Source organism: Candidatus Roseilinea sp. NK_OTU-006, from assembly GCF_012931985.1.
GTDB lineage: Bacteria > Chloroflexota > Anaerolineae > J036 > Brachytrichaceae > JAAFGM01.
On sequence record NZ_JAAFGM010000023.1, the window covers coordinates 32,860 to 56,988 of the forward strand.

At 62.6% G+C, this 24,129-nt stretch carries 22 protein-coding genes; 19 read left to right on the top strand and 3 right to left on the bottom strand.

What is annotated here, in order from left to right:
* Positions 1–2 precede the first annotated feature (2 nt).
* From sucD to GXH28_RS11570, 4 genes are all read left to right on the top strand, one after another.
* The gene (gene sucD, locus GXH28_RS11555) at positions 3–863 is read left to right on the top strand and encodes a succinate--CoA ligase subunit alpha (protein WP_169239183.1); all 861 of its coding nucleotides are present in this window, start codon (positions 3–5) and stop codon (positions 861–863) included.
* Between the two features lie 39 nt (positions 864–902).
* Positions 903–1,514 (top strand): ribonuclease H1 domain-containing protein, encoded by a 612-nt coding sequence (locus GXH28_RS11560; protein ID WP_169239184.1) that lies wholly within the window; start codon positions 903–905, stop codon positions 1,512–1,514.
* Positions 1,515–1,519: 5 nt separating this feature from the next.
* The gene (locus tag GXH28_RS11565; protein ID WP_320447957.1) at positions 1,520–2,770 is read left to right on the top strand and encodes a cysteine desulfurase-like protein; all 1,251 of its coding nucleotides are present in this window, start codon (positions 1,520–1,522) and stop codon (positions 2,768–2,770) included.
* Between the two features lie 85 nt (positions 2,771–2,855).
* Positions 2,856–5,618 carry a YfhO family protein gene (locus GXH28_RS11570; protein ID WP_169239186.1) on the top strand — a complete coding sequence of 921 codons (2,763 nt, stop codon included), beginning with the start codon at positions 2,856–2,858 and terminating at the stop codon, positions 5,616–5,618.
* Here the strand turns inward: GXH28_RS11570 and GXH28_RS11575 are convergent.
* A complete protein-coding gene (locus GXH28_RS11575; RefSeq protein WP_169239187.1) occupies positions 5,599–6,171 on the bottom strand; it encodes a LeuD/DmdB family oxidoreductase small subunit in 573 nt (190 codons plus the stop codon). The genes GXH28_RS11570 and GXH28_RS11575 overlap by 20 nt on opposite strands.
* 36 nt (positions 6,172–6,207) lie before the next feature.
* Between GXH28_RS11575 and yajC the strand changes: the two genes are divergently transcribed.
* The 11 genes from yajC to pstB all read left to right on the top strand — a co-directional run bounded on the left by yajC (position 6,208) and on the right by pstB (position 17,842).
* Positions 6,208–6,570, top strand: a complete 363-nt coding sequence (gene yajC / locus GXH28_RS11580; RefSeq protein WP_169239188.1) for a preprotein translocase subunit YajC — start codon at positions 6,208–6,210, stop codon at positions 6,568–6,570.
* Positions 6,567–7,616: a potassium channel family protein gene (locus GXH28_RS16870; RefSeq protein ID WP_169239189.1), complete on the top strand. Its 1,050-nt coding sequence runs from the start codon at positions 6,567–6,569 to the stop codon at positions 7,614–7,616. The genes yajC and GXH28_RS16870 overlap by 4 nt, the downstream gene beginning before the upstream one ends.
* 67 nt (positions 7,617–7,683) lie before the next feature.
* The gene (trmD, locus tag GXH28_RS11590; protein ID WP_169239190.1) at positions 7,684–8,388 is read left to right on the top strand and encodes a tRNA (guanosine(37)-N1)-methyltransferase TrmD; all 705 of its coding nucleotides are present in this window, start codon (positions 7,684–7,686) and stop codon (positions 8,386–8,388) included.
* Positions 8,389–8,427: 39 nt separating this feature from the next.
* Positions 8,428–9,330, top strand: coding sequence for a DUF92 domain-containing protein (locus tag GXH28_RS11595; RefSeq protein ID WP_169239191.1), 903 nt, complete (start codon positions 8,428–8,430; stop codon positions 9,328–9,330).
* Positions 9,331–9,420: 90 nt separating this feature from the next.
* Positions 9,421–10,878, top strand: coding sequence for an alpha-amylase family glycosyl hydrolase (locus tag GXH28_RS11600; RefSeq protein ID WP_169239192.1), 1,458 nt, complete (start codon positions 9,421–9,423; stop codon positions 10,876–10,878).
* A 124-nt stretch (positions 10,879–11,002) separates the two neighbouring features.
* Entirely contained in the window at positions 11,003–12,382 is a 1,380-nt protein-coding gene (mgtE, locus tag GXH28_RS11605) for a magnesium transporter (protein ID WP_169239193.1), read from the top strand.
* A 131-nt stretch (positions 12,383–12,513) separates the two neighbouring features.
* Positions 12,514–12,927: a hypothetical protein gene (locus GXH28_RS11610; protein WP_169239194.1), complete on the top strand. Its 414-nt coding sequence runs from the start codon at positions 12,514–12,516 to the stop codon at positions 12,925–12,927.
* A 756-nt stretch (positions 12,928–13,683) separates the two neighbouring features.
* The gene (locus GXH28_RS11615) at positions 13,684–14,883 is read left to right on the top strand and encodes a PstS family phosphate ABC transporter substrate-binding protein (protein WP_169239195.1); all 1,200 of its coding nucleotides are present in this window, start codon (positions 13,684–13,686) and stop codon (positions 14,881–14,883) included.
* Positions 14,884–15,080: 197 nt separating this feature from the next.
* The gene (pstC, locus tag GXH28_RS11620) at positions 15,081–16,013 is read left to right on the top strand and encodes a phosphate ABC transporter permease subunit PstC (RefSeq protein WP_169239196.1); all 933 of its coding nucleotides are present in this window, start codon (positions 15,081–15,083) and stop codon (positions 16,011–16,013) included.
* A gap of 16 nt (positions 16,014–16,029) precedes the next feature.
* Positions 16,030–16,935 (top strand): phosphate ABC transporter permease PstA, encoded by a 906-nt coding sequence (gene pstA, locus GXH28_RS11625; RefSeq protein WP_169239197.1) that lies wholly within the window; start codon positions 16,030–16,032, stop codon positions 16,933–16,935.
* A gap of 103 nt (positions 16,936–17,038) precedes the next feature.
* Positions 17,039–17,842: a phosphate ABC transporter ATP-binding protein PstB gene (gene pstB, locus GXH28_RS11630; RefSeq protein ID WP_445082652.1), complete on the top strand. Its 804-nt coding sequence runs from the start codon at positions 17,039–17,041 to the stop codon at positions 17,840–17,842.
* 3 nt (positions 17,843–17,845) lie between these two features.
* Here the strand turns inward: pstB and GXH28_RS11635 are convergent, their stop codons facing one another.
* Positions 17,846–19,069 (bottom strand): Gfo/Idh/MocA family protein, encoded by a 1,224-nt coding sequence (locus GXH28_RS11635; RefSeq protein WP_169239199.1) that lies wholly within the window; start codon positions 19,067–19,069, stop codon positions 17,846–17,848.
* Positions 19,070–19,277: 208 nt separating this feature from the next.
* Here GXH28_RS11635 and GXH28_RS11640 point away from each other — a divergent pair, with 208 nt between their 5' ends.
* From GXH28_RS11640 to GXH28_RS11650, 3 genes are read left to right on the top strand one after another with little or no spacing between them, the layout of a single operon-like run.
* Positions 19,278–20,393 carry an ABC transporter substrate-binding protein gene (locus GXH28_RS11640; RefSeq protein ID WP_240550356.1) on the top strand — a complete coding sequence of 372 codons (1,116 nt, stop codon included), beginning with the start codon at positions 19,278–19,280 and terminating at the stop codon, positions 20,391–20,393.
* Between the two features lie 21 nt (positions 20,394–20,414).
* Positions 20,415–22,256: an ABC transporter permease gene (locus GXH28_RS11645; RefSeq protein WP_240550357.1), complete on the top strand. Its 1,842-nt coding sequence runs from the start codon at positions 20,415–20,417 to the stop codon at positions 22,254–22,256.
* Positions 22,253–23,338, top strand: a complete 1,086-nt coding sequence (locus GXH28_RS11650) for an ABC transporter ATP-binding protein (RefSeq protein WP_169239200.1) — start codon at positions 22,253–22,255, stop codon at positions 23,336–23,338. Before GXH28_RS11645 ends, GXH28_RS11650 begins: the two co-directional genes overlap by 4 nt.
* On the opposite strand, the gene GXH28_RS11655 is transcribed toward GXH28_RS11650, so the two are convergent.
* On the bottom strand, positions 23,288–23,563 hold the full coding sequence (locus tag GXH28_RS11655; protein WP_169239201.1) for a TraR/DksA C4-type zinc finger protein: 276 nt from the start codon (positions 23,561–23,563) through the stop codon (positions 23,288–23,290). The genes GXH28_RS11650 and GXH28_RS11655 overlap by 51 nt on opposite strands.
* 281 nt (positions 23,564–23,844) lie before the next feature.
* Between GXH28_RS11655 and GXH28_RS11660 the strand changes: the two genes are divergently transcribed.
* A partial coding sequence (locus tag GXH28_RS11660; protein ID WP_445082651.1) for a hypothetical protein occupies positions 23,845–24,129 on the top strand: 285 nt, incomplete at its 3' end.

Consider the following 24,129-nt stretch of genomic DNA (forward strand, 5'->3'; position numbering starts at 1 on the left):
TCATGGCTATCCTCGCAGATAAACACACGCGCCTGATCGTGCAGGGGATCACCGGCCGAGAGGGTGACTTTCACGCCCGCCAGATGCAAGCCTACAGCCCAATCGTGGTCGGCGGCGTCACGCCCGGCAAGGGCGGCATGGTGACGGACTACGGCGTGCCCGTCTTTGACACCGTCGGCCAAGCGGTGCGCGAAGTGGGTGCGAATGCCAGCGTGATTTACGTGCCGGCGCGTTTTGCGCCCGACGCCATCATGGAAGCCGCCGACGCCGGCATCAAGCTGATCGTTTGCATCACCGAGGGCATCCCGGTGATTGACATGATCCGTGTGCGCGCCTACCTTGACACCAAACAATCGTTGCTGCTGGGCCCGAACTGCCCCGGATTGCTCACCCCTGGCCAGGCCAAGATCGGGATCATCCCCGGCAACATCGCCATGCCCGGCAACGTGGGCGTGGTCTCGCGCAGCGGCACGTTGACCTATGAGGCGGTGAACGCCCTGACGCAAGCCGGTATGGGCCAGAGCACCATCGTCGGCATCGGCGGCGACCCGGTGCGCGGCCTGGGCTTTCTCGAAGTGATCCAGATGTTCAACGAGGACCCGCAGACGGAGAAGATCGTGATGATCGGCGAGATCGGCGGTAGCGACGAGGAAATGGCGGCGGCGTGGATCAAGGACAACGTGAAGAAGCCGATGGCCGGCTTCATCGCCGGTCGCTCGGCGCCGCCCGGCAAGCGCATGGGGCACGCCGGGGCCATCATCGAGGGCGGCATGGGCACCGCCGAGAGCAAGATCGCTGCGATGAAAGCCGCCGGCATTCGCATGGCCGAACTGCCGACGGACATTCCGGCGCTGCTGCGATAGCGGCGTTGCGTCTCGTGCGGCGCAAGATGCCAGGATGTGATGACCAAGCACTATGTGGTGTGGCGGGGACGCGTGCCGGGGGTGTATGACACCTGGGAGGAAGCGCGGGTGCAAGTGCTGGGCTTCCCGGGCGCGCGCTTCAAAGCCTACGCAGATCGCGCCCAGGCAGAGGCCGCCTTTGCCGCCGGTTTAGGCGCTGCTGCGGAGGAGGCGGCCCGATCGGCCCGGCTGTCGTGCTTGCCGGACAAGGTGCGCGCCGGCTATGCGGTGGATGCCGCCTGGGATGCTCAATCCAAAGTCATGGAATACCGCGGTGTGGCGATCGCCACGGGCCAAGAGATTTTCCGCACCGGGCCGTTCGAGGATGCGACGAACAACGTCGGCGAGTTTCTCGCCGTGGTGCAGGCGCTGGCCTGGTTGCGGGAGCGCCACAGCCGAGCGGCGGTGTACACCGATTCGAACAACGCGATCCTATGGGTGGCCCAGGGGCGTTGCCGGACGACGCTGACGCCCACGCCCCGTAACGCGGCCCTGCGGACACGCATAGCGCAAGCGGAGCGCTGGCTGGACGAGCACGACTACTGCAACGCCGTGCTGAAGTGGCGCACGGAGGAATGGGGCGAGAATCCGGCCGATTTCGGCAGGAAATGAAACCAATGTTCAACCTCTCCGCAGTCCGCAGCGAGTTCCCGGCGCTGGCGCGCGAACATGCCGGCCGGCCATTGATCTTCTTCGACGCGCCCGGCGGCACGCAGGTCACGCGGCGTTGCCTGGACTACATAGTCGAGTACCTCACCCGCCACAATGCCAACACGCACGGCGCGTTCATCACCGCCCAGGAAAGCGACGCACTCATCGAGGCCGCCCACGAAGCCGCCGCCGATCTACTCAACGCCGAGCGCAAAGAGGAAATCGTCTTCGGCCAGAACATGACCAGCCTGACCTTCGCGCTCAGCCGCAGCATCGGCCGCACGCTGCGCGAAGGGGACGAGATCATCCTCACCCGGCTGGATCACGACGCCAACTTCTCGCCGTGGCGCTTGATGGCCGAAGAGCGCGGCGCCCGCGTACATGTGGTGGACATCCATCCTGAAGATTGCACGCTGGTCATGGAAGACTTCGCGCGCTACCTGAACGCGCGCACCCGGTTGGTGGCCGTCGGCTACGTCAGCAACGCCGTCGGCACGATCAACCCGGTCAAGCAAATCGCTGCCGTGGCCCATGCAGTCGGCGCGTGGGTCTTCGTGGATGCCGTCGCTGCTGCGCCGCACTTGCCGATTGATGTGCGCGACCTGGGCGCCGACTTCCTGGTCTGCTCGACCTACAAGTTCTGGGGGCCGCACCAGGGCATCCTCTACGGCAAATATGATCTGCTCGACCGGCTGCCGGCCTACAAGGTGCGCCCCGCCGACGACCGCCCACCGCACAAATTCGAGACCGGCACCCAAAGCCATGAGAATCAGGCCGGCCTGCTTGGCGTGATCGAGTATCTGGAGTGGCTAGCAGCACAGGCCGACGTTGCGCCGGAACCGAATGCAAACCTGCGCAGCCCGCGCGCCGCCGAGATTCATCGCGCCATGTATGCCGTGCGCACGTACGAAACCGGACTGGTCAGCTACCTGATCGAGTGCGTGACAGCGATCCCTGGCGTGCGCTTCTTTGGCATTCGCGAGCGCATGGATCAGCGCGTGCCCACCATTGCCATTCGCTACAAGGATGAGCACCCGCGCGCGACGGCCGAGCGCCTGGCGCGGCACGGCATCTGCGTGTGGGACGGAAACTACTACGCCATCAACCTCACCGAACGGTTGGGCGTCGAGGACGGCGGCGGCCTGGTGCGCATTGGCTTGACCCATTACAACACGCGCGAAGAGGTGGACCGACTCCTGGATGTGCTCGCGCAGTGAGAGGCATGACCGGGATGTCGTGAGCGCAACGCCAGCGCCTCGCGGGAGCGTTGTGCACCTCCTGGGGCGCTTGGCGTGGCCCAGCGTGCTTGTCTTGCTGGTGCTTGGCGCGACGTGGAAACTCACGCTGGGCGACCGGATCATCGCGCGGGGCGATCTGCTGCTCTATTTCTATCCTTTGCGCGACTACGCTTCACAGGCCATCCGCGAGGGACGCCTGCCGCTGTGGAATCCCTATACGTTCATGGGGGCGCCGTTCCTGGCCAACTCCCAAGTCGGCTTCTTCTACCCGTTCAACGTCCTCACCGCCTGGCTGCCGGTCGAACGCGCCGTGTCGTGGAATATCGCGCTTCACTTGGCCATCGCTGCATTGGGCGCTTATGCCCTTGCACGGCGAGGATTTGCGCTCGGCCGGTTGGCGGCGTTTGCCGGCGCCGTGACGTTTGGGTTGGGCGGCTATCTGGGCGCGCAGGTGGAGCACCTGAACCAACTTCAAGCCCTGGCCTGGCTCCCGTTAAGCGCTTTGATCGTCGTGAGAACTGTGGAGCGGGCCAGTTGGAGCGCGGGCGTGGCGGCCTTGGCGCTTGTGCTCGCGTTGCAAATCTTGGCCGGCCACATGCAATCGCTCTATATCAGCCTGGTGACGCTGGGGCTGATCGCGCTCATCTTGGCGATGGCCGGGCTGTGGCGCAGCCGGCCGCTCAGCGTGAAGGCGACGTTCCGTGCTGCAACGCCACTCTGCGTCGTCGTGACGGCGGCTATCCTCGCCGCCGCCATCTGCGGCATCCAATTGTTGCCTACACTCGAACTCTCGCGCGAGTCGGCGCGCGCCGGTGGCTTGCCCTTCAACGAGGCAGCGTCGTTCTCCTGGCGACCGTGGGTAGCCGCGCGGGCGCTCATGCCAACCTACGGCGACCCGCTGTTCCCGGAGTATGTTGCCTACCTCGGCGCAGGCGGATTGGCGCTGGCGCTGCTTGGTGGATTGGAGATTAGAGATTGGCGATTAGGGGTGCAAGCTCGTGCGGAGGCTCAATCTCCGACCTCTAATCTCCTTCCTTTGATTCTCGTCGTGATCGGCTTTGTGCTGGCGTTGGGCCTAGCCACGCCGCTGTTCGGCGTCTTGTACCGCTTCATGCCCGGCTTCAACCTTTTTCGCGCCCAGGCGCGCTGGCTGGTGGTGTTCGCGCTAGGGGCGGCGATGCTGGTCGCTTTCGGTGTGCAACGCCTGCAACGCGGCCTGAGCGCGGCGCAGGCGCGCGATTGGCTGATTGCCTGGTTGTTGCTCATGGGGCTGTGGGGCGTGGGGGTGCTGGCCGGTGTGCGCTTTGCGCTGGAGCCGGAGTATCGCGCGTTGCCTGATCGCAACGTGATGATGGGCTGGATCGTGGCGCTGGGAACGGTGACGGTGTGGGTCGCGTGTGCATGGAGATTGGAGATAGGAGATTGGAGATTGAATCGCAATCTCCAGTCTCTAATCCCCAACCTCTTCTTTCTCATCCTCGCGCTCGAACTCCTGGCTGCTTCGCAATTCCAACCCTACGCCCGCGCGTCGGACCGCCAAGCGCTCATCTCGCTGCGGCCGGCGACGGCGCACTTGCTGGCCGAGGCCGAAGCAGGGACGATGCGCACCGGCCGCATCCTGGCGCTGTCCTCGCTCTTCTTCGATCCCGGCGACAAGGTCGAACAAGAGCTGCTCTTCGGCGCGTCGCTCAGCGCGGACGAAATCTATGACCGGCTGATTGCTGCCAAGCACAAGGAGATCATGTCGCCCAACCTATCGTTGTATTACCGGCTGCCCGGCGTGGACGGCTATGACGGCGGGCTATTGCCGACGCGACGCTACGCCGAGTTCGTGCGTCAGTTTGCGGCCATGCCTGCCGGTACGGTGGACGGCCGCCTGCGCGAGTTTCTGGACGGCCCGCCGGCCAATCGGTGGTTCGAGCAGATGGCCGTGCGCTACCTCATCGCCGACAAGACGCAGGATGTCTTTCTCGATGGCGTGTACTACGACCTGTTGTTCAGCGTGCCGATCACGCCGATCACAACCGGCATCCCGCTGCGCCCCTTTCCGTCCACGGCGCTGGGGCTGGTGCTGAGCGCCGAAGGTGCGCATGCCGGCGAAGCCATCGCAACGGCGGAAGTGCGTTTCAGCAGCGGCGAGACGCAGACCTTCGCGATTCGCGCTGCGGAGCCGATCACGCCTTACTTCGGCACGCGGTTAAGTTGGGAAGGGCGCAAAACACCGCTCACCATCTTCTTGCGCAGCATTGAAAACGCCGAGGCGACGCCTGTCACGCTGCGCGGCATGACCGGCATTGACGAGGTGGACGGGACGTTCCTCTCGCAGATGGTGACGGGCGATCACGATATGCGTCTGGTTCACTCCGGCGACGTGAAGATCTACGAGAACCTCCGGCGCGCGCCGCGCGTCGCTGTGCAGGATGCGGCCGGCGCGCCGATTGACATCAGACAGGTGGGCGGGGAGATTGTCGAGGAGCAACCGGAGTTCGTGCGCGTTCGATTCTCCGATGCGACGCCGCAGGATTTGCTATCCCACTCGAACAAGCGACTGATCCTGCGCGATGCGTGTTTCCCCGGCTGGGTTGCCCGCGTGGATGGCGTCGAGACACCAATCGTGTGCGTTGATACGCTCTTCCGCGCCGTCGCGCTGCCCGCCGGCGCGCAAGAAGTGACGTTCAGCTACGAGCCGCAGAGCGTCCGCTGGGGGTTCATGGTGAGCGCAGCCGGCGTCGTGCTATGGCTGGCGTTGGTAAGCGCGAGATTCAAGGCCATCGGCGCGTTTGCTTCGCATCGGCTTGGTCCGCCCATTACTCTGCGGCGAACTTGATCTCCGGCATGGGCAGATGCTCGGTGCCCAGTTTGCGGCGCAGCATGGGGATCAGCCCGCCGGCCTCGATGATCGCCATCACCGAGGCGCTCAGCGGAGGGAAGGAGAAGCTGCGATGCGCATCCGGTTCGTTCGCGCCATCGTCACGCGCGGATTGCTCCTCGATGTAGATCATGTTCTGCGCCAGGTCAACGCGGATGCGATCCCCCTTGTGGAGTACGTCCACGGCTTCGGGACAGACAATCGGCAGCACGCCGTTGTTGATGCAATTGCGGAAGAAAATGCGGGCGAACGACTTGGCGATGATGACGCGCACGCCGCACATTTTGAGGCACACTGCGGCTTGCTCGCGCGATGAGCCGCAGCCGAAATTCTTGCCGCCGACGATGATGTCGCCTGGCTGCACCTGTTTGGCAAAATCAGGGTCGAGATCTTCCAGCGCATGCGCAGCGAACTGGTTGATGTCGGTGAGGGTGTAGGTGTATTTGCCGGGGAAGATGACGTCGGTGTTCACGTCGTCGCCGTAGACCCAGCAGCGGCCGGTGAAGTGCATGGCTAAATTATAGGGCGCGCTCGCTATAATCTCGCCATGGACTTGACCTTGGCGGTTGTCACGCTGACCATTACGATCGCGTTTGTATTCATCCTGGTATGGTTCATCGTCGTCGTGCCCCAAAATCGCGCCCGCAAGAATCAGGAAAGGGTCATCGAAGAGCTGAAAATCGGCGAGCAAATCGTTACAGTCGGTGGCGTGATCGGCAAGCTCACCTATCTGAACCGCGAGGAGGATTTGGCGCGCATCGAGGTTGCGCCTGGCGTGGAGATCCGCATTATCCCGGCTGCGATCAGCCATCCGCTGGACTATATGCAGCGCCTGGCACGCATGGAGCAGGAAGCTAGCAAGCCAAAGGCGCAGCCCAAGGAGAAGTCGAACGCATCGGCGAAGAAGTGAACACCAGGCCGCAGTGGGCCGCCAGCGGCCGCCTGCCCGGCCTGCCGCGCTTCTGGCGATTTAAGGCGGCGGCGCGCATCGTCCGCGCCGCGCTTTACAAAACGCGCTGGCCGTTGCTGATACTGGCTACCGTGCTCGCCGGCGGCACGCTGCTCTTCTGGTTGGCCGAGACCCACGCGAACCCATTGCGGGCGCTGCTATATGTGCTCAACCTCGTCACGTTGCAGGCCGGGCCGGATGATCTACCTGAGCCGTTGCCGTTGCAGCTTGCATCCGTCGCGATCATGCTCGGCGGCTTGCTCGCCTTGGCCGGCGGCGCTGCACGTGTCATCCAACTCATCGGTGATCCAAAGGAGCGACAAGTGGCGGTCGTATCTATGTTCAGCGGACACGTCATCGTGTGCGGCATCGGCCGCGTCGGCTACCGCGTCGTCAACGAACTGTTGGAGTTCGGGGAAACCGTCGTGGGCATCAACCAGCGCACAGACGAAGAGTGGCTCGATCATCTGCAGCGTGTTGGGGTGCCGGTCATTATCGGCGACGCGCGCCGCAAGCAAACGTTGATCGAGGCCGGCGTCGAACGCGCCTCGGCCATTGTTGCGTGCACCAGCGATGAGCTGACCAACCTCGATATCGGCCTCGACGCGCGCGAATTGAATCCCAACATCAAGGTCGTGCTGCGCATGTTCGACGCCAAACTGGCCGAGAAAGTGTCTCGGGGGTTCAACATCAAGACCGTGTTCAGCGTCTCGGCGCTGGCCGCTCCGGCCTTCGCCGCAGCCGCCACACGCGCCCGCGTGGATTACGCGTTCAAGTTGGAAGGTCAATTGCTCAACGTCAGCACGGTCACCTTCGAGCCCACCTCGCCTTTCATCGGCAAGACGCTTGAGCAGATCGAAGACGAGCTGAAATGTGCCGTCATTGGCGCATGGTCAAGCGATGGCGTACAGTTGCGCCCCGAGCGTAGCCGTGTGATACGGCCCGGCGAGCGCTATTACGTCGTGGGCGACTTGAAGGCGGTGCGCGCGCTGAATGAGGGGCGCTGAGGAAACGCGGATCGGAGCATGTGGATCACAAATTGCAAATGACGAGTGGGCGATTGGAGGTCGGACGATGCGCTTCGACGTGTTTACCCTCTTCCCTAGCATGTTCACTGGGCCGTTCGGCGAAAGCATCATCAAGCGCGCGATAGACGCCGGCTTGATTGAGATTCACATCCACAACATCCGCGACTATGCCGTCGGCAAGCACAAGATCACCGACGACATGGCCTACGGCGGAGGTGGCGGCATGGTGATGAAACCCGAGCCGATCTTCGCCGCAGTCGAAAGCGTCCTGGCGGATGAGTTCAACCAACCGTCTGCCCCTTCCCCCTCGCGTTCGAGAACCCCCATCATCCTGATGAGCGCCAGTGGGCGCACGTTCACGCAAGCGATCGCCAAGGAGCTGGCCCAGCACCCGCGCCTTGCCCTGATCTGCGGTCATTACGAGGGTGTGGACGAGCGCGTGCGCGAGCATCTGTGCACCGACGCGATCAGCATTGGCGACTATGTGCTCACCGGCGGTGAGCTGCCGGCGATGGTGGTGATTGATGCCGTGGCGCGGCTGGCCTCCGGCGTGTTGCCGCCCGGCGTGCCGGATGAAGAATCGCATGCGGCGGGCCTGCTGGAGTATCCGCACTACACCCGGCCGGCCGAATTTCGCGGCTGGCGTGTGCCGGACGTGCTGCTGAGCGGCAATCACGCCGAAATTGCGAAGTGGCGGCGCGAACAAGCCGAACGCCGCACGCGCGAACGCGCCAAGCGGTCATCCGAGTGAAGCTGCGTTTGTCCTCGCTTCTACTACAATCCGCCCCGCATGGTCGAATCCACCGCCACAGATGCTGTCCTCTTTCGGCTCGCCCTCGGTCTGTTCATCAGTGCAAGCATCGGCCTGCTCGCATATTGGCGCCGGTCGCTCGCCCGCAGCGGCGTGCTAGGCGCGATCGTCACCGGCACGCTGATCTTCGGGTTTGGTGGCTGGATCGCCGGCTTGCTGCTGATCGCCTTTTTTGTCTCGTCGTCTTTGTTGAGTCACTTTAAAGAGAACAACGTGCGCAAGCAGCGCGCCGCCGAGATGTTCGACAAGGGCAGCCAGCGCGACCTAGCCCAAGCCCTGGCGAACGGCGGGGCGGCGGCCGGCTGGGCCGTGCTGAGCTGGCTGGCACGCGAGCAGCCGGCAACGGCGGACGCCCTGTATGCGGCCATGGTCGGTGCATTGGCGGCGGTGAACGCCGACACGTGGGCGACCGAACTCGGCGTGTTGAGCCGGTCATCGCCGCGGCTGATCACGCAGCTCCATCAGCGCGTCGCTCCTGGAACGAGCGGCGGCATCACGGCGCTGGGAACCGGCGCGGCGACATCGGGCGCGGCGTTCATCGGCCTATGCTACGTCGTCTTCACCGTGCTCTATCGCGCGATTACCGGCCCCGCCGACGCGCCCGATGCCTCTTCTCACTTTCTTGCTGTCATCATTGCAGCGACCATCGCTGGGCTGGCTGGCTCGCTGTTCGATAGCCTGCTCGGCGCAACCGTGCAGGCGATGTACTACAGCAAGAGGCGCGACAAAGAGACTGAGAAGCGCTTCGAACGCGACGGCACACCGAATCGGCTGATTCGCGGTTGGCCTTGGTTGAACAACGATTGGGTGAACTTCCTTGCTTCGCTGTTCGGCGCGGCAGTCGCGGCGGGGATTTGGATCATCGCAACGGGCAATCGGTAATCGTTCGGATTAGGGGTTCCTGATAGACGCGAGTCATCCGGCGCCGATGACCGATCGCTGATCATCAACCATCATTCATCTTTTATCAACATGGTCGAAACACCACATTGGGTCCGGCACGCCATCTTCTACCAGATCTTCCCCGATCGCTTCGCCAAGAGCGAACGCGTCGCCAAGCCGAGCAACCTGGAGCCGTGGGAGGAGAAACCCACGCACTATGGCTTCAAGGGCGGCGACTTGATCGGCGTGGTTGAGCACCTCGACTACCTGCAAGACCTGGGCATCAACGCGATCTATCTCTGCCCGATCTTTCAGTCCACGGCCAATCATCGTTACCACACGCACGATTACTACCGCGTGGATCCCATCCTCGGCGGCGACGCGGCCTTTCGGGCGCTACTGGACGAGGCGCATCGGCGCGACATCCGTGTGATTATTGACGGCGTGTTCAATCACGCGAGCCGTGGTTTTTATCAGTTCAATCACGCCCTGGAGAACGGCGCCGCCTCTCCTTACCTCGATTGGTTCTACATCCGTGGCTTCCCGCTGCACGCCTACGAGGGCAAGCCGATCAACTACGACGCCTGGTGGGGCATCCCGGCGCTGCCCAAGTTGAACACACGCACGCCGGCGGTGCGCGAGTTCATCTTTGACGTGGCCCAGCACTGGATCCGCTTCGGCGCAGACGGTTGGCGGCTGGATGTGCCGGCCGAGATAGACGATGACGAATTCTGGCGCGAGTTCCGCCGGCGCGTCAAAACCGTCAATCCCGACGCCTACCTCGTCGGCGAAATCTGGCATCCGGCGCAGCGATGGTTGCAGGGCGACCAGTTCGACGCGGTGATGAATTACCAGTTTGCGAAGGCCTGCATCGGCTTTTTCGTCGGCGAGGCGATGGACGTCAATCTGACTGCGGGCGTGGGTTATGCGCCGGTGCCGGTGATGGACGCACCGGCGTTCGGGCGCGCGCTTGAAGAGATGCTGGCGCTGTATGATGAGAATGTCTGCGCCGTGCAGATGAACCTGCTCGACAGTCACGATACGGCGCGATTCTTGTCCATCGCCGGCGGCGACGTCGCTGCGCTCAAGCTGGCCACGCTGTGCCAGATGACCTTCCCCGGCGCGCCTTCGATCTACTACGGCGACGAGATCGGCATGCGGGGCGGCAAAGACCCGGATTGCCGGCGCGCCTTCATTTGGGACGAGGCGACCTGGGATATCGGGCTGCGCGACTATTTCAAGCAATGCATCGCACTGCGCAGGCGCTATCGCGCGCTGCGCGACGGCGGGTTCAACGTGTTGTTTGCAGAAGGCAGGGTCATCGCCTACTTGCGCGCACGAGGTGACGAAAAGCTGATCGTTGCGTTAAACTCGGGGCCGGCTGCTGCGACGATGAACATCGTCGTGCGCGATGTCTTGCCGGAGGGCTCGGAACTGCGCGGGGAACTGGGCGAGCGCGTCAGTTACACTGTGACCGACGGTGTGCTGCGCAACGTGTCCATCCCCAAGCGCAAGGGCGTCGTCCTCAGGCTCGTGACAACGTCATGAATATCGAGGGCTTAAAACCCAAACATCGGGTCGCGCCTGACCGACCCCCGCCGATGTACGCCATCTGAGGCGCATGAGCTCGGCCAGGCGCCGCCCTGCTTTGTATCTATGCAGGAGATGAGCTATGGCCGAGTTGACACGCGATACGGTTGATCGCGCGCTTGCACAAGTCCGCGCTGCGCTCGATCGGAACAACGTCCGAGATGCGATCGCGGTGCTTGAACGACTGAGACAAGACGAACAAGTCGAGGTCTTCGACGAACTGGACGTCGAGGATCAGGCCGAACTCCTTCCCCGCCTCGACCCGGAAACGGCTGCCGACATCGTGGTCGAGTTAGATGCCCAGGATCAGGCTGACATTGCCGAGCGCGTGGACGACCGGACGCTCTCGCGCATCCTCGACGAGATGGAGCCGGACGACGCAGCGGACGTCATCGGCGAGTTGCCGCAGGAGCGCCAAGCGCGGGTGCTGGCCAACATGGAGGAGGCTGACGACGTGCGCCCGTTGTTGATCCATCCGGACGAAAGCGCCGGCGGCCTGATGACCACCAGTTTCCTCACCCTACGTCCCGGCATGACGGCCCAGGAGGCGATTGATGCGCTGCGCGAGTGGAACCCCGACGACGAAATGCCCTATTACCTGTTCGTAGTAGATCGCGAGCGCCGGCTGGTGGGTGTGGTGTCGCTCCGGCAGTTGCTCGTCGCCTCACCCAACCGGCTGATCGGCAGCATCATGAACCCCGACGTGATCAGCGTGCCCGTCGGCGCCGACCAAGAGGAAGTCGCCAACCTGATGAAGAAACATGACTTCCTGGCGCTGCCGGTGGTGGACGCGAACAACCGCCTGCTCGGCATCATCACTGTGGATGACGTGGTGGACGTGATCGAGGAGGAAGCCACTGAAGACGTCTATCGCTTCGGCGCGGTCGAACCGGGCGTGCTAAACAAGCCCTACTTCAAAACGTCGCTCACGCGGGTGTTGCGGTCGCGCGTGGGTTGGTTGGTGTTGCTGTTCGTCGCCGAGACGTTTACCGGAAGCGTGCTGCGCGTCTTCGAGCACGAATTAGCGACGGTCGTCGCGCTGTCGTTCTTCATCCCGTTGTTGATCGGCACCGGCGGGAATACGGGCGCCCAGACCGTCTCGACGATCATCCGTGGGTTGGCGCTGCGCGAGATCCAACCCGGCGACCTGTTCCGGGTGCTCTCCCGCGAACTGATGGTCGGACTGCTGCTGGGTGCCAGCCTCGGTGCCATTGCGTTCCTGCGCGCCGAGCTATGGGGAAGCGGCTTCTCGCTGTCCCTGGTAGTCGGATTGTCCGTCCTCGTCATCTGTACTTGGGCGAACACCATCGGGTCGTTGATCCCCCTGTTGGCCCAGCGTTTCAAAATTGATCCGGCGATCGTCTCGGCCCCACTCATCACCACGCTGGTGGACGCCACCGGCCTGGCCATCTACTTGATGATTGCCCGATTGCTGCTGCCTGAACTACGAGGCGGCGGTTAAAGCGCGATCGCCTTAGATGTCGGGCGTCGGAGGGTAGCACCAGGAGTCCAAAGCCTGGCAACCAGCGGCCATACGGCTGAGCATGCCGAGCGGCAACCCGCAAGTAGAACCTCTGTTCTACAATTTGCGGCATGACGGTCAAAGAGCGAAGCCAAGACTTGAACATGGTCGTGGAGATCGTGCGCGAGCATCTGTTCGCGCATCTCGACGACAGCGACCTGTGCAAGGACATGTGCGCCGTGATCGCGATCAACCTACGGCGCATCCACGAGGACACCGAGAAGAGCGCCAACGCCTGGGACAAGCGCGCCTATCACAGCAAGGCCGATGCGCTGCGGCGCGAGATGAGCTGGGCGCTGCCCATGGCGCAGCTTGCGGAAAGCCTGGCTTACAACGCGCGGCGGTTTACGGCCGAAGACCTGGATCGCTTGATGGACATGCTGCCGGACGCGTATGAGATGCCCAAGCGCCCGCGCTTCCGAAATGTCGAAGTGATGCGGGGGGCAGCCGCTGCGGCACGGCAGACGCTCCTGAGGAAGCGCTGAAAAACAGGCCGGCCCCCTTTCGGGGGCCGCCTGCGCGCCGTGGCTTTCTAGCGGATAGCTAGAGGTGATGCCACGGCGCTTTGTTGCGTACTACTCATTGTGACATCACCTCCATCCTAAAAGATAGCGGCGTAAGGCGTCGCCAGCGCGGCGACACGGCACGCCACGCATTGTAAACCGAGATTCACAAGGGGGGAGCCGCTGGGCGTTTTGCCCGGCTGACCAACGTGCCGACACGTTCGTTCAGGATATGCCGGGCAGGCGCCCGCCGGGCATCTAGCGTCGCACTGCGAGAAGCCAACGTCCCCTAATCCCTAGGCGCAACCGTTCGTAACACACTTTGCGGCGCTCGGCGCACGAACCGGGAGACGCTGGGTTTGGCCGGCTGCGTTGCAAGTGACCCGCGCCATGGAACCGGTCAGCGCCTCAGCCCCACTTAACACACGCTTGAGGCGGCGTTGACGTCACCTTAAATTCGGCGTTGTAATACACGCTCAGGCGCTTTTTCCCTTTCTCCTCCTCTTCTTTGGACGGTCAACGCGGTGGAACCCCCTTCCACCGCGTTGATTATGCACTCAACGCTTTGCGCAGTCGCATGCGGTGTGCTTATCGGGCGCTTGTAGTATGTATCTTCTGAAAATCAAGCTGATAGATTGATTTTGTCCTAAACCTCTTTTACACAAATACTTAAAGAACGCTTAACCATCCGTGGCTATAGTGGCGTTGAATAACTGCGAAACTAAGGAGTCAGAAGCGATGCATAAACCAAACACGAGCCTCACGACAAACCGTAGGCATCCAAAGATCATAGCGAGTCTTGTCGCTGCATCTCTTGCGCTTGCCGCGTGCGCCACAGCGACGCCGGCTGCCCCAGCGCCTACCGCAGCCGCCCCCGCTGAACCGACTGCGGCCGCGCCTGAACCCACTGCGCCGGCAGCCGAGAAAATAGGCCTCTTCGAGGGCACGCTGCCCGAGCCTCCGAATAAAGAGGAACTCGCCAAGCTCTCCGGCGAAATTTCGATAGACGGCTCCAGCACGGTTTACCCGGTGACTGCGGCTGCCGTCGAAGAATTCAACAAGTATGCGCCGAACATGCGCATCGCCGTCGGCATCTCCGGCACAGGCGGCGGCTTCAAGAAGTTCTGCAACAACGAGACCGACATCTCAAACGCCTCCCGCCCCATCCTGCCAGCCGAGCGCGAAGCCTGCGCCAAGAACAACATTGAGTTCATCGAGATTCCCGTCGCGTTTGACGGCCTTGCGGTGGTGGTCAGCAAAGATAACACCTTCGCAAGCTGCATCAAGGCCAGCAAGCTCAAGGAGATCTGGCAACCCGATTCGCAGGGCAAGACCTTTAAGTGGAGCGACATTGACCCGAGCTGGCCGAATAAGAACATCGTCTTGTTCGGCGCCGGCTCTGACTCGGGCACGTTCGACTACTTTACTGAAGCCATCGTCGGTAAGGGCAAGTCGAGCCGCGGCGATTACCAGGCCAGCGAAGACGACAACGTGCTGGTGCAGGGCGTGGCAGGCGACCAATACGCCCTCGGCTACTTCGGCTACGCCTACGTGGTGGAGAACACCGATAAGATTCGCGCCGTCGCGATTGACTACGACCTCAACCCCAAGACGGGCGAGCCCACGCCATTCGCCGGCAAGTGCGTTGAGCCAAACTTCGAGACCATTAAGAATGGCACCTATCAGCCGCTGTCGCGCCCGATCTTCATCTACGTGAAGGCGGCTTCGGTGGATAAGCCGGGCATGAAGGAGTTCATCAACTTCTACCTCAGCCCCAGCTTCACCCCGCTGATTCAGAGCCGCGAGGTGGGTTACGTCGAACTGGAACGCGCGATCTACGAAGCTGCTGCGAAGCGCTTCAACAACCGCGTGCTGGGCACGCTCTTCCCCAAAGGTGAAGAAGTAGGCGCAACGTTGGACCGCTATCTGCAGAATTAGCCGGAACGCGGATCGCGGCCCAACCGCCTGTCTGTAAAGCGCAAGGGTAGGCGCAGGGATTATCCTCGCCTACCCTACCGCATCTCACAGGACCAGTCTTCTCGCGATGCTCTTAGAATATGCAGCCTGTAATGATCGAGAGAAATGCGAAATGCGCGCAGAGTGGCCTTAGGCCGTCCCTGGAGTAGAACATGAGCATGGCAGCGCCCTCTGAATCAAGCAATGCGGGGCTGGGGCTGCAACAAAGGCGCCCCCACGCGCTTGGCGAGCGGTTCATCAGCATATTGCTCATGACTGCAGCGGCGCTCTCCGTCGTCACCACATTTGCGATTGTCCTATCGCTCGCCGGCGACACCGTTGCCTTCTTCCGGGAAGTATCGGTGATCGAATACCTGACCGGCACACTGTGGACGCCGCTGTTTTCCAACCCCAGATTCGGCATCTGGCCGTTGATCACGGCGACCTTCATGACCTCGGCGATCGCCATGCTGGTCGCTGTGCCCTTCGGCCTGGCCATTGCTGTCTATCTGAGCGAGTTCGCTTCGCTGCGCGCGCGAAGCTTGATCAAGCCGCTGCTAGAGGTGTTGGCGGGGATCCCTACCGTGGTGTATGGTTACTTTGCGCTCACAGCGGTCACGCCCTTCCTGCGAGGATTCATCCCGGAGATTAAATCATTCAACTCGCTGAGCGCCGGCCTGGTCATGGGTGTGATGATCATTCCCATCGTGGCATCGCTGACGGAGGATGCGTTCAACGCGGTGCCGCGCGGGTTGCGTGAGGGGGCCTACGGGCTGGGCGCCATGCGCCACGAAGTCGCGCTGCGCGTGGTATTTCCGGCGGCGCTTTCCGGCGTTGCAGCCGCGCTGCTGCTGGCGCTCTCGCGCGCGGTGGGCGAGACGATGATCGTCGCACTGGCCGCCGGACAAAACCCCACCTTCACGCTAGACCCGCTTGTGCCCGTGTCCACTATGACCGCTTACATCGTGCAAGTCAGTTTAGGCGACACGCCCTACGGCTCAATCGGTTATAAGACGATCTTCGCCGTCGGCGCGACGCTCTTTATTATCACGTTCGCCATCAACTTCGGCAGCACGCTCATCGTGCGCCGGTTTCGCGAGCGTTACGATTAATCCTTACTGAACTGCTATGGCTACGAGCGAAATACGTCGCAATTTCGCCCCCGCCGAGGACATGTCGTTCGACGCCATTCAAGGCTCGCGCCGCCTGAAAGGCATGCTCCTCGTCGCGTTCAGCATCCTTGCGCTGGCCGTTGGCGTCGGCATGGTGCTCACGCTCCTGATTGATGTGCTCGTGCGCGGCTTGCCCTGGTTGGACTGGCAATTCCTGACGAGTTTCGACTCGCGGTTCCCCGAACGCGCCGGGATCCTGGCGGCGATGGTGGGCACTGCGCTGACGATCGTCATCACGGTGATCGTCAGCCTGCCCGTCGGCATCATGTCGGCGATTTACCTTGAGGAGTATGCGCGAGACAACTGGTTCACCCGGCTGATCGAGATCAACATCGCTAACTTGGCTGCGGTGCCGTCCATTATTTACGGATTGCTCGGTCTAGCGGTGTTCGTGCGCTTCTTTGGGTTGAATCGCAGCATCCTCGCCGGCGGCCTCACTTTGGCGTTGCTGGTGTTGCCCATCATCATCGTCGTCTCGCGCGAGGCCATCCGCAGCGTGCCCAACGGCATTCGACAGGCAGCCTACGGGATCGGCGCGACCCAATGGCAGACGGTCTGGCATCAGGTTCTGCCGGTGGCGCTGCCGGGCATACTAACGGGCAACATCTTGGCCGCCTCGCGCGCGATTGGCGAAACAGCGCCGCTTGTCACGCTTGGCGCGCTCACGTTCATCCCCTTCCTGCCCAAAGACTTGCTCGACCGATTCACCGTGCTGCCCATCGTCATCTTCAACTGGTCTTCCAAGCCGCAGAGGGAGTTTCACGACGTCGCCGCCGCAGCCATTATTGTGCTGCTCGGCATCCTGCTGCTCATCAACCTCCTTGCCATTGTCCTGCGCCAACGGCTGCGCAAACAGTTCTAAAAACGGCGTTTCGCCTAATTACACGCTCACCCTTAGCTCAAGCAGATCAGAAACTATGCCGGTACTCATCAACGTTACGCAGAAAGAACGAGAGACCGAGCCGATCTCAGAGGAGATGGGCGTCGTCGATCGCGCAAATGTCGTGCTCGAGACGCAACGGCTCAGCGTGTTCTACGGCAATTTCAAGGCCATCCACGATGTCAACCTCAGCTTTCAGAAAAACAAGATCACCGCGCTGATCGGCCCATCGGGTTGCGGCAAGAGCACGCTGCTGCGCGCCTTGAACCGCATGAATGAACTCGTCCCCAGCGCGCGCGCAGAGGGCGCGGTGCTCTATCGCGGACACAATCTGTATGCGCCCAACGTTGACCCGGTCGAAGTGCGTCGGCGCATTGGGATGGTCTTCCAAAAGCCCAACCCCTTCCCCAAGAGCATCTATGAGAACATCGCGTTCGGCCTGCGCATCAACGGCTGGAAAGGGTCGAAGGCAGAGATGGATGATATCGTCGAACGTTCGCTGCGCCGGGCTGCGCTGTGGGATGAGGTCAAGGATAAGCTCAAGCAACTCGGGACATCGCTCTCCGGCGGCCAACAGCAGCGCTTGTGCATCGCGCGCGCCATCGCCGTTGAACCGGAAGTGATCTTGATGGACGAACCCTGCTCGGCGCTCGACCCGATCGCGACGCTGAAGATCGAGGAGCTGATGATCGAGCTGGTGAAGCAGTACACGATCATCATCGTCACCCACAACATGCAACAAGCTGCGCGCGTGAGCGACTACACCGCGATGATGATGATGCGCCCTGACCGCTCCGGCGAGGTGATCGAATTCGACACCACGGAGACGATCTTCACCAAGCCAAAGGACAAGCGCACCGAGGACTACGTCTCCGGGCGATTCGGTTAAGCATCACGCGGCGTCAAGTCGGATGCCGTTCTGCGCCAGCAGGGCCTCGATGTCCACCACCTGGCCGCTGCGCACCGACGTTTCGGCGGCCACGCCGACCACGACCGACCAGAAGCCCTCCTCCGCCGTCGCTGCGTTCGTCGGCCGGCCCTCGATGCGGTCTATGAAGTTGACGTGCTCGAAGTAGGTGCCGCCGTTGTGGCCGGTCATCTCGATGAGCGCCGGATAGCTGGGTGTGGCTACGCGCGACGGCCCGCCCTCACCGCGCATCACCTCCAGACCGGTATGCGGGCCATGCGCAGGCAGGAAGTCTTCGTTCTCATAGGCTTTCAGCCGACCCGCCGAGCCGCACAGCACGATCTCCTCATACACCATCGGCGCGAACATGCACAGGTTGAAGTTTGCCCGCACGCCATTCGCATAGGTCACAATCACAAAAGCGTTGTCCAAGACGTCCGACCTCTCGCCGGCATACTCGAAGTCGAGAAAATTCACCGCCTGGCTGCCGGCGGCGTACACGCTCACCGGCCTGGACTGCGCGAATAGGTTGAACAAGTCAAAGTAGTGGCAGCATTTCTCCACCAGCGTGCCGCCGGAATACTTGGAAAACTTGTTCCACTGGTTGACCTTGTCTAAGAACGGCTCGCGGTGTTCCAGGATCGTGATCGTCTTGATCTCGCCGATGCTGCGGCGCGTCAGCGCCTCGTGGATCGCCTCGACGTAGATCGGCTTGTAGCGATATTGCAACCCGACCTGAAGCACGGCGCCGTAGCCCTCGGCCAAGCGCATGATCTCGTGCGCGTCCTGCAGCGTCGTCGCCATCGGCTTCTCCAGCAAGATGTGCTTGCCGGATTTGACCGCCTCGCGCAAGACGGCAATATGGGTGTGGTTTGGCGTGGCGATGATCAAGCCATCCACGGCCGGGTCGTGGCACGCTGCCTCCAACGAATCGTAGACCACCAATCGCTCCGGCGGCGCAAATTGCGCGTATTCACGCCGCGCGCCCTCGATGCTGCGGGGGTTCGGATCGTAGACGCCATGGATGACGGCGCGGCCTTCCAGCATCGTCACGCGGATGTGCTCTTGGCCGTTGACGCCGCAGCCGATCACGTTGAAGCGATGGCGCGGCTGACCGAGCGCGAGCACGTAGCGGTCGGCATCAGGCAAGTAGCCAAAGCGCGGGTTGATCGCGCGCGCCTTGTTACGGAACTCTCGGTAGCGCGTCATAGCTCATCACTCCGACGGCGGGGTGAACTCCCCCGCGCGCCCTACACGAGCCGAGTGTAGTGAGCATGACCGGCGTGTCAAACGTTACACACGATTCACATTCATGCCTGCTCAGAAACCTACACCCCTAACCATTCTTCACATTCTCTTCACTCAGCCTTAAAATGATGGCGGCAGTATTTGCCGCTGTGCTCCATTACTAATCTGGATGAACGAATTGATCGAAGGAGGCAATGAAATGCAAAGTCGTTTACCGGCCCTGTTGATGATTGCGACGTTTGCCGTCGCCGCCTGCGCTGCGCCACCGCCGGCGCAAGCGCCCGCCCAACCTCAGCAGCCGGCGGCTCCGGCCGCGACCGAAGCGCCCGCCCCGGCCAAACCCGACAAGCTCACCGTGCTCTGCACGCCGCAAGAGGATTGGTGCCAGGCCATGACCAAGGCCTTCCAGGAGAAGACCGGCATCCAAACCAGCTATGTCCGCCTGTCTTCGGGCGAGGCGCTGGCCAAACTGCGCGCTACAAAAGACAACCCCGAATTCAGCGTATGGTGGGGCGGTCCGGCCGATGGCTACGTCGCTGCCAACACTGAAGGGCTGCTGGAACCCTATGTCTCGCCCAACGCTGCGGAGATCCCCGCTGCACAAAAGGATCCCAACGGCGTGTGGACGGGTGTCTACGTCGGCGCGCTCGGCTTTTGCTCCAACAAAGACGTGCTCAACAAGTTGGGTGTTGAAAAGCCCACTTCATGGGAAGCCTTGCTCGACCCCAAATTGAAGGGACAAGTCGCCATGGCGCACCCGGCCAGCAGCGGCACCGCTTACACAGCGGTGTGGACCCAGGTGGCGCGGCTGGGCAGCGTGGACGCAGCTTTCGATTACCTGAAAAAGCTGCATCAGAACATCCTGCAATACACCAAGAGCGGCTCGGCACCCGGCCAGATGGCCGGCCGCGGCGAAGTGGCTGTCAGCGTGATCTTTTCGCATGACTGCGTCAAGTTCGCCGATGAGGGCATGAATATGCTCGAAGTCTCCTTCCCCCGGGAGGGCACCGGCTACGAGATCGGCGGTGTAGCGTTGATCAAAGGCGCGCCGGAGCCAGAAGCAGCCAAGATGTGGATTGACTGGGTGCTCACCGCCGAAGCGCAGGAGATCGGCCCCAAGGTCAAGTCGTATCAGTTGCCCACCAATCCGAACGCCAAGGTCTCCGAGCGATCGGTGAAGCTCTCGGAAGTGAAGTTGGTGGACTACAACTTCGACGAAGCCGGCAAGAACCGTAAGAGCATCACCAAGCGCTTCGAGGACGAGATCACGGTCGCGCCGCAGTAAAATTGATGCGCTTCATCTTTTTTGCACAGCAAACGCGCCATGGCCCTGAGCGGCTATGGCGCGTTTTTGAACACGATGCGATCCAACCATGCCGTCGCCCCGACGCCCGATGCGCTTCGGCCTTCAACCTGGCGACGCGCGCTGCGCGAATATCGCGCGCTGGCGCGCGACCGAGCCTTGCTGTTGGCGCTGATCGTCGCAACGCTCTTCGTTCTGATCGCTGTGACCTACCCGCTGGGGGCGACGCTCGCTGAAGCGGCGTCACCCGAAGGCATCCGAGTGTTGTCCGATGTGTTGCGCCGGCCGGTCTACCACCGCATCATCCTCAACACGTTAGTGATGGGGTTGACCACTGCGGCCATCGGCACGGCCGTCGGCTTCCTGTTCGCCTACGTGCGGGTGAAAGTCGCTGCGCCCAACTGGATCAAGCAACTCATCCACCTCACCGCGCTGGTGCCGGTGGTCAGCCCGCCGTTCGCCGTCGCCATCGCCATCATCGTGCTCTTCGGCCGCAGCGGCTTCATTACGCATAGCCTGCTCGGCCTGCGCACCGACATTTACGGCCTGCCCGGCCTGACGATGGCGATGGTGCTGTCGTTCTTCACCGTGGCCTACTTGAACCTGGCTGCGCTGATGGAAGGGCTGGACCCGGCGCTGGACGAAGCTGCGGCCAACATTGGCGCGAACCAGTGGCACATATTTCGCACGGTGACTCTGCCGTTGCTCCTGCCGGGCATTGTTGGCTCGTTCCTGCTGCTGTTCGTCGAGGCGCTGGCCGATTTGGGCAACCCGCTGGTGCTGGGCGGCAACTACACGGTGCTGGCGACGCGGCTGTATCTGGCCATCGTGGGCGAATACGACATCACCACCGGCGCAGTGCTTTCGATCATCCTGCTTGTGCCATCGGTGCTGCTCTACTTCGTGCAACTGCGGTTGGTCGCCCGCGCATCGGTGGTCACCATCACCGGCAAGCCCAGCGGCCGCGCGCAACGGGTGCGCGATCGGCGCGTGGTGATCCCGCTCGTCGGCGCGGCGCTGGCGATTACCCTGCTCATCGTGTTGATCTACCTCACGATCCTCGCCGGCGCGTTCACCATCTCGCTGGGCGCGAACAACGCGTTCACGTTGCGCAACTTCGAGTATGTGCTGCTGGGCTACGGCGCCGAGGCGATGCTCGACACCACGGGCATGTCGGTGATCGCTACCCTGATCGCCGGCCTGTTGAGCATGGTGATTGCATTTCTGGTGGTGCGCGGCAAGTTCACCGGTCGCAACGCGCTGGACCTGGGCACCATGCTGGGGATCGCCGTGCCGGGCACCATCTTCGGCATTGGCTATTTGCTCGCGTTCAACAGCCCGACCGCGCTCTTCGGCATCCCGCTCATCCCCAAGCTCACCGGCGGGGCGGCCGTCCTCGGCGGGGCGCTGGCCATCGTGATGGTGTATGTCATTCGCTCCACGCCGGCCGGGCTGCGCTCGGGCGTTGCGGCATTGCAGCAAATTGACCCGGCCATCGAGGAGGCTTCCGTCTCCATTGGCGCCGATCAAGCCACCACCTTTCGCCGGATTACGCTGCCGCTTGTCCGGCCGGCGCTGCTCACGGCGATGATCTATGCCTTTGCCCGCTCGATGACGACGGTGAGCGCCATTCTCTTCCTCACCACACCGCAAACGCGCATCATGACTCAGCAAATCCTGAACGAGACCGAAGCCGGCCGGTTCGGCAACGCGTTCGCCTACGTCGTCGTGCTGATCGCAATCGTGCTGATCGCAATCGGCATCTTGTTCGCGCTGATCGGCGGCCGCAGCGGGGCCGCGCGCGAAGTCATTCCCGCCACATCCACACGCGCCACGTTACCATGACGCAAGCACACGCATTAGCCCTCGAAGGAGTCACCAAGGTCTTTGAGACGCCCGAAGGGCGCCTGGTCACCGCCGCCGATAACGTCTCGCTGACCATCGGCCAGGGCGAGTTCGTCACCCTGCTCGGCCCGTCGGGCTGCGGCAAAACTACAACGCTGCGGCTGATCGCCGGCTTTGAATTCCCTACGTCGGGGCGCATTTTGCTGGACGGCAAAGACATCGCGCACACGCCGCCCAACAAGCGCGAGATGGCGATGGTTTTCCAATCGTATGCGCTCTTTCCGCACCTGACGGTGTTCGAGAACATCGCCTACGGGCTGCGCTTGCGCCGCAAGCCGCCGGCCGAGATCGAGCGCGCAGTGCGCGAGATGTTGGCGCTGGTGAACCTGGTCGGCCTGGAGCAGCGCCGGCCGGCAGCGCTCTCCGGCGGGCAACAGCAGCGGGTCGCGCTGGCGCGCGCGATGGTCATACAGCCGAAGGTGTTGCTCTTCGATGAGCCGCTCTCCAACCTGGATGCCAAACTGCGCGTGTCGCTGCGCGCCGAAATTCGCCAGCTCCAGAAGCGCCTGGGCATCACCAGCGTATACGTCACCCACGACCAAGCCGAAGCGATGAGCCTATCGGACCGCGTGGTGGTGATGAACGCCGGCCGCGTGGAGCAGGTGAGCGCGCCGGAGGAACTCTACGTCCGGCCGGCGACGCGCTTCGTGGCCGACTTCATCGGCCGGGCCAATTTCCTGCCGGTTCACGTGGCGCACATCGAGGACGGATGCGCCGCCGTTCAATTTCGCGGACATGCGCTTCGCGCCCCAGCCCATCCCAGTGTTGCAACGGGCCCGGCCACGCTGATGCTTCGGCCGGAGGTCATCCGCTTATACCCTTACGAGGGAGGGAAGACGCGGTTCGTCGGGCGGGTGCGCGCCACCACCTACCTAGGGCACACCGTCGAATACGAAGTCGAGAGCGACGGCGATGTGCTGAGCGTGACTGATCCTGAAGCCGTCTGGGGACACATCTTTGCCGAGGGCGAATCAGTCGGCTGGGACTTTGCCGCCGAGCGCGCCTACATACTGAGCCACTGACGCGCCGGCGCGCTGCACAATCGAATCGGCGTCCAACGCGACAAAGTACGAGTCGCCCGCGCAGTGCGCGCACAGGCGCGCGCCGTTCACCCAACGCTCGCGCTCGTTGATGATCTCCTCGCCGCACCGGTCGCACGTCACGCGCACGCCGGGTCGGCTGATCAGTGCGTTCACCGAGACCTGCAGCCTCACCCACGCCCAGGCCAGCAGCGCGTCATCCGGCATGCGCTGATAGGCTTCGAACTGGGCGCTCCGGCGACTATTCAGATCAGATTGCTCAGTTGAAAACCTCGCATAATGCGAAGCGATGAAAGCCAAAAACCAAAGGTAGACGGCTGCGTGAGCGTCGGCATGTGCAAGTGGCGCGGATCATCTACGCCCAGGCGCAGGCGGCGTTCCCGCGCTCCAGTCATCGGTTCAGCCCGAAGCAGTTCACCCTGCCGCAGTTGGCGACGTGCGTGCTGCTGAGCTAAGATGAGCTACCGCGACGTTGAAGCGTTCTGTTGATGAGCCAGAAACGCCGCGACGTGTTGGAGACGACCGCCGCGCCGGACTACAGCGCGCTCAACCGGATGTATCACCGCTTGCGAGCCGGTCGCTTGGACAAGATGAACGAGGCGCTGCCGAGCACCCTGGATAACGGCGGTTGGGTTCAGGAAGACGCGATCACACTCGACTCGACCCTCTTTTCGCCCGACCCATGCCGGCGCCTACGTTCAGACCCGCCGCGGCAAGCCGTTCAAACGCCGGCTGAAAGGCGCGTATGCCGTCGGTGTCAGCAGCCATATGAT

Coding starts and splice junctions, on each gene's coding strand:
- sucD (WP_169239183.1), top strand. CDS start 3: ATGGCTATCCTCGCAGATAAACACACGCGCCTGATCGTGCAGGGGATC.
- GXH28_RS11560 (WP_169239184.1), top strand. CDS start 903: ATGACCAAGCACTATGTGGTGTGGCGGGGACGCGTGCCGGGGGTGTAT.
- GXH28_RS11565 (WP_320447957.1), top strand. CDS start 1,520: ATGTTCAACCTCTCCGCAGTCCGCAGCGAGTTCCCGGCGCTGGCGCGC.
- GXH28_RS11575 (WP_169239187.1), bottom strand. CDS start 6,171: ATGCACTTCACCGGCCGCTGCTGGGTCTACGGCGACGACGTGAACACC.
- yajC (WP_169239188.1), top strand. CDS start 6,208: ATGGACTTGACCTTGGCGGTTGTCACGCTGACCATTACGATCGCGTTT.
- trmD (WP_169239190.1), top strand. CDS start 7,684: ATGCGCTTCGACGTGTTTACCCTCTTCCCTAGCATGTTCACTGGGCCG.
- GXH28_RS11595 (WP_169239191.1), top strand. CDS start 8,428: ATGGTCGAATCCACCGCCACAGATGCTGTCCTCTTTCGGCTCGCCCTC.
- GXH28_RS11600 (WP_169239192.1), top strand. CDS start 9,421: ATGGTCGAAACACCACATTGGGTCCGGCACGCCATCTTCTACCAGATC.
- mgtE (WP_169239193.1), top strand. CDS start 11,003: ATGGCCGAGTTGACACGCGATACGGTTGATCGCGCGCTTGCACAAGTC.
- GXH28_RS11610 (WP_169239194.1), top strand. CDS start 12,514: ATGACGGTCAAAGAGCGAAGCCAAGACTTGAACATGGTCGTGGAGATC.
- GXH28_RS11615 (WP_169239195.1), top strand. CDS start 13,684: ATGCATAAACCAAACACGAGCCTCACGACAAACCGTAGGCATCCAAAG.
- pstC (WP_169239196.1), top strand. CDS start 15,081: ATGGCAGCGCCCTCTGAATCAAGCAATGCGGGGCTGGGGCTGCAACAA.
- pstA (WP_169239197.1), top strand. CDS start 16,030: ATGGCTACGAGCGAAATACGTCGCAATTTCGCCCCCGCCGAGGACATG.
- GXH28_RS11635 (WP_169239199.1), bottom strand. CDS start 19,069: ATGACGCGCTACCGAGAGTTCCGTAACAAGGCGCGCGCGATCAACCCG.
- GXH28_RS11640 (WP_240550356.1), top strand. CDS start 19,278: ATGAACGAATTGATCGAAGGAGGCAATGAAATGCAAAGTCGTTTACCG.
- GXH28_RS11650 (WP_169239200.1), top strand. CDS start 22,253: ATGACGCAAGCACACGCATTAGCCCTCGAAGGAGTCACCAAGGTCTTT.
- GXH28_RS11655 (WP_169239201.1), bottom strand. CDS start 23,563: ATGCCGGATGACGCGCTGCTGGCCTGGGCGTGGGTGAGGCTGCAGGTC.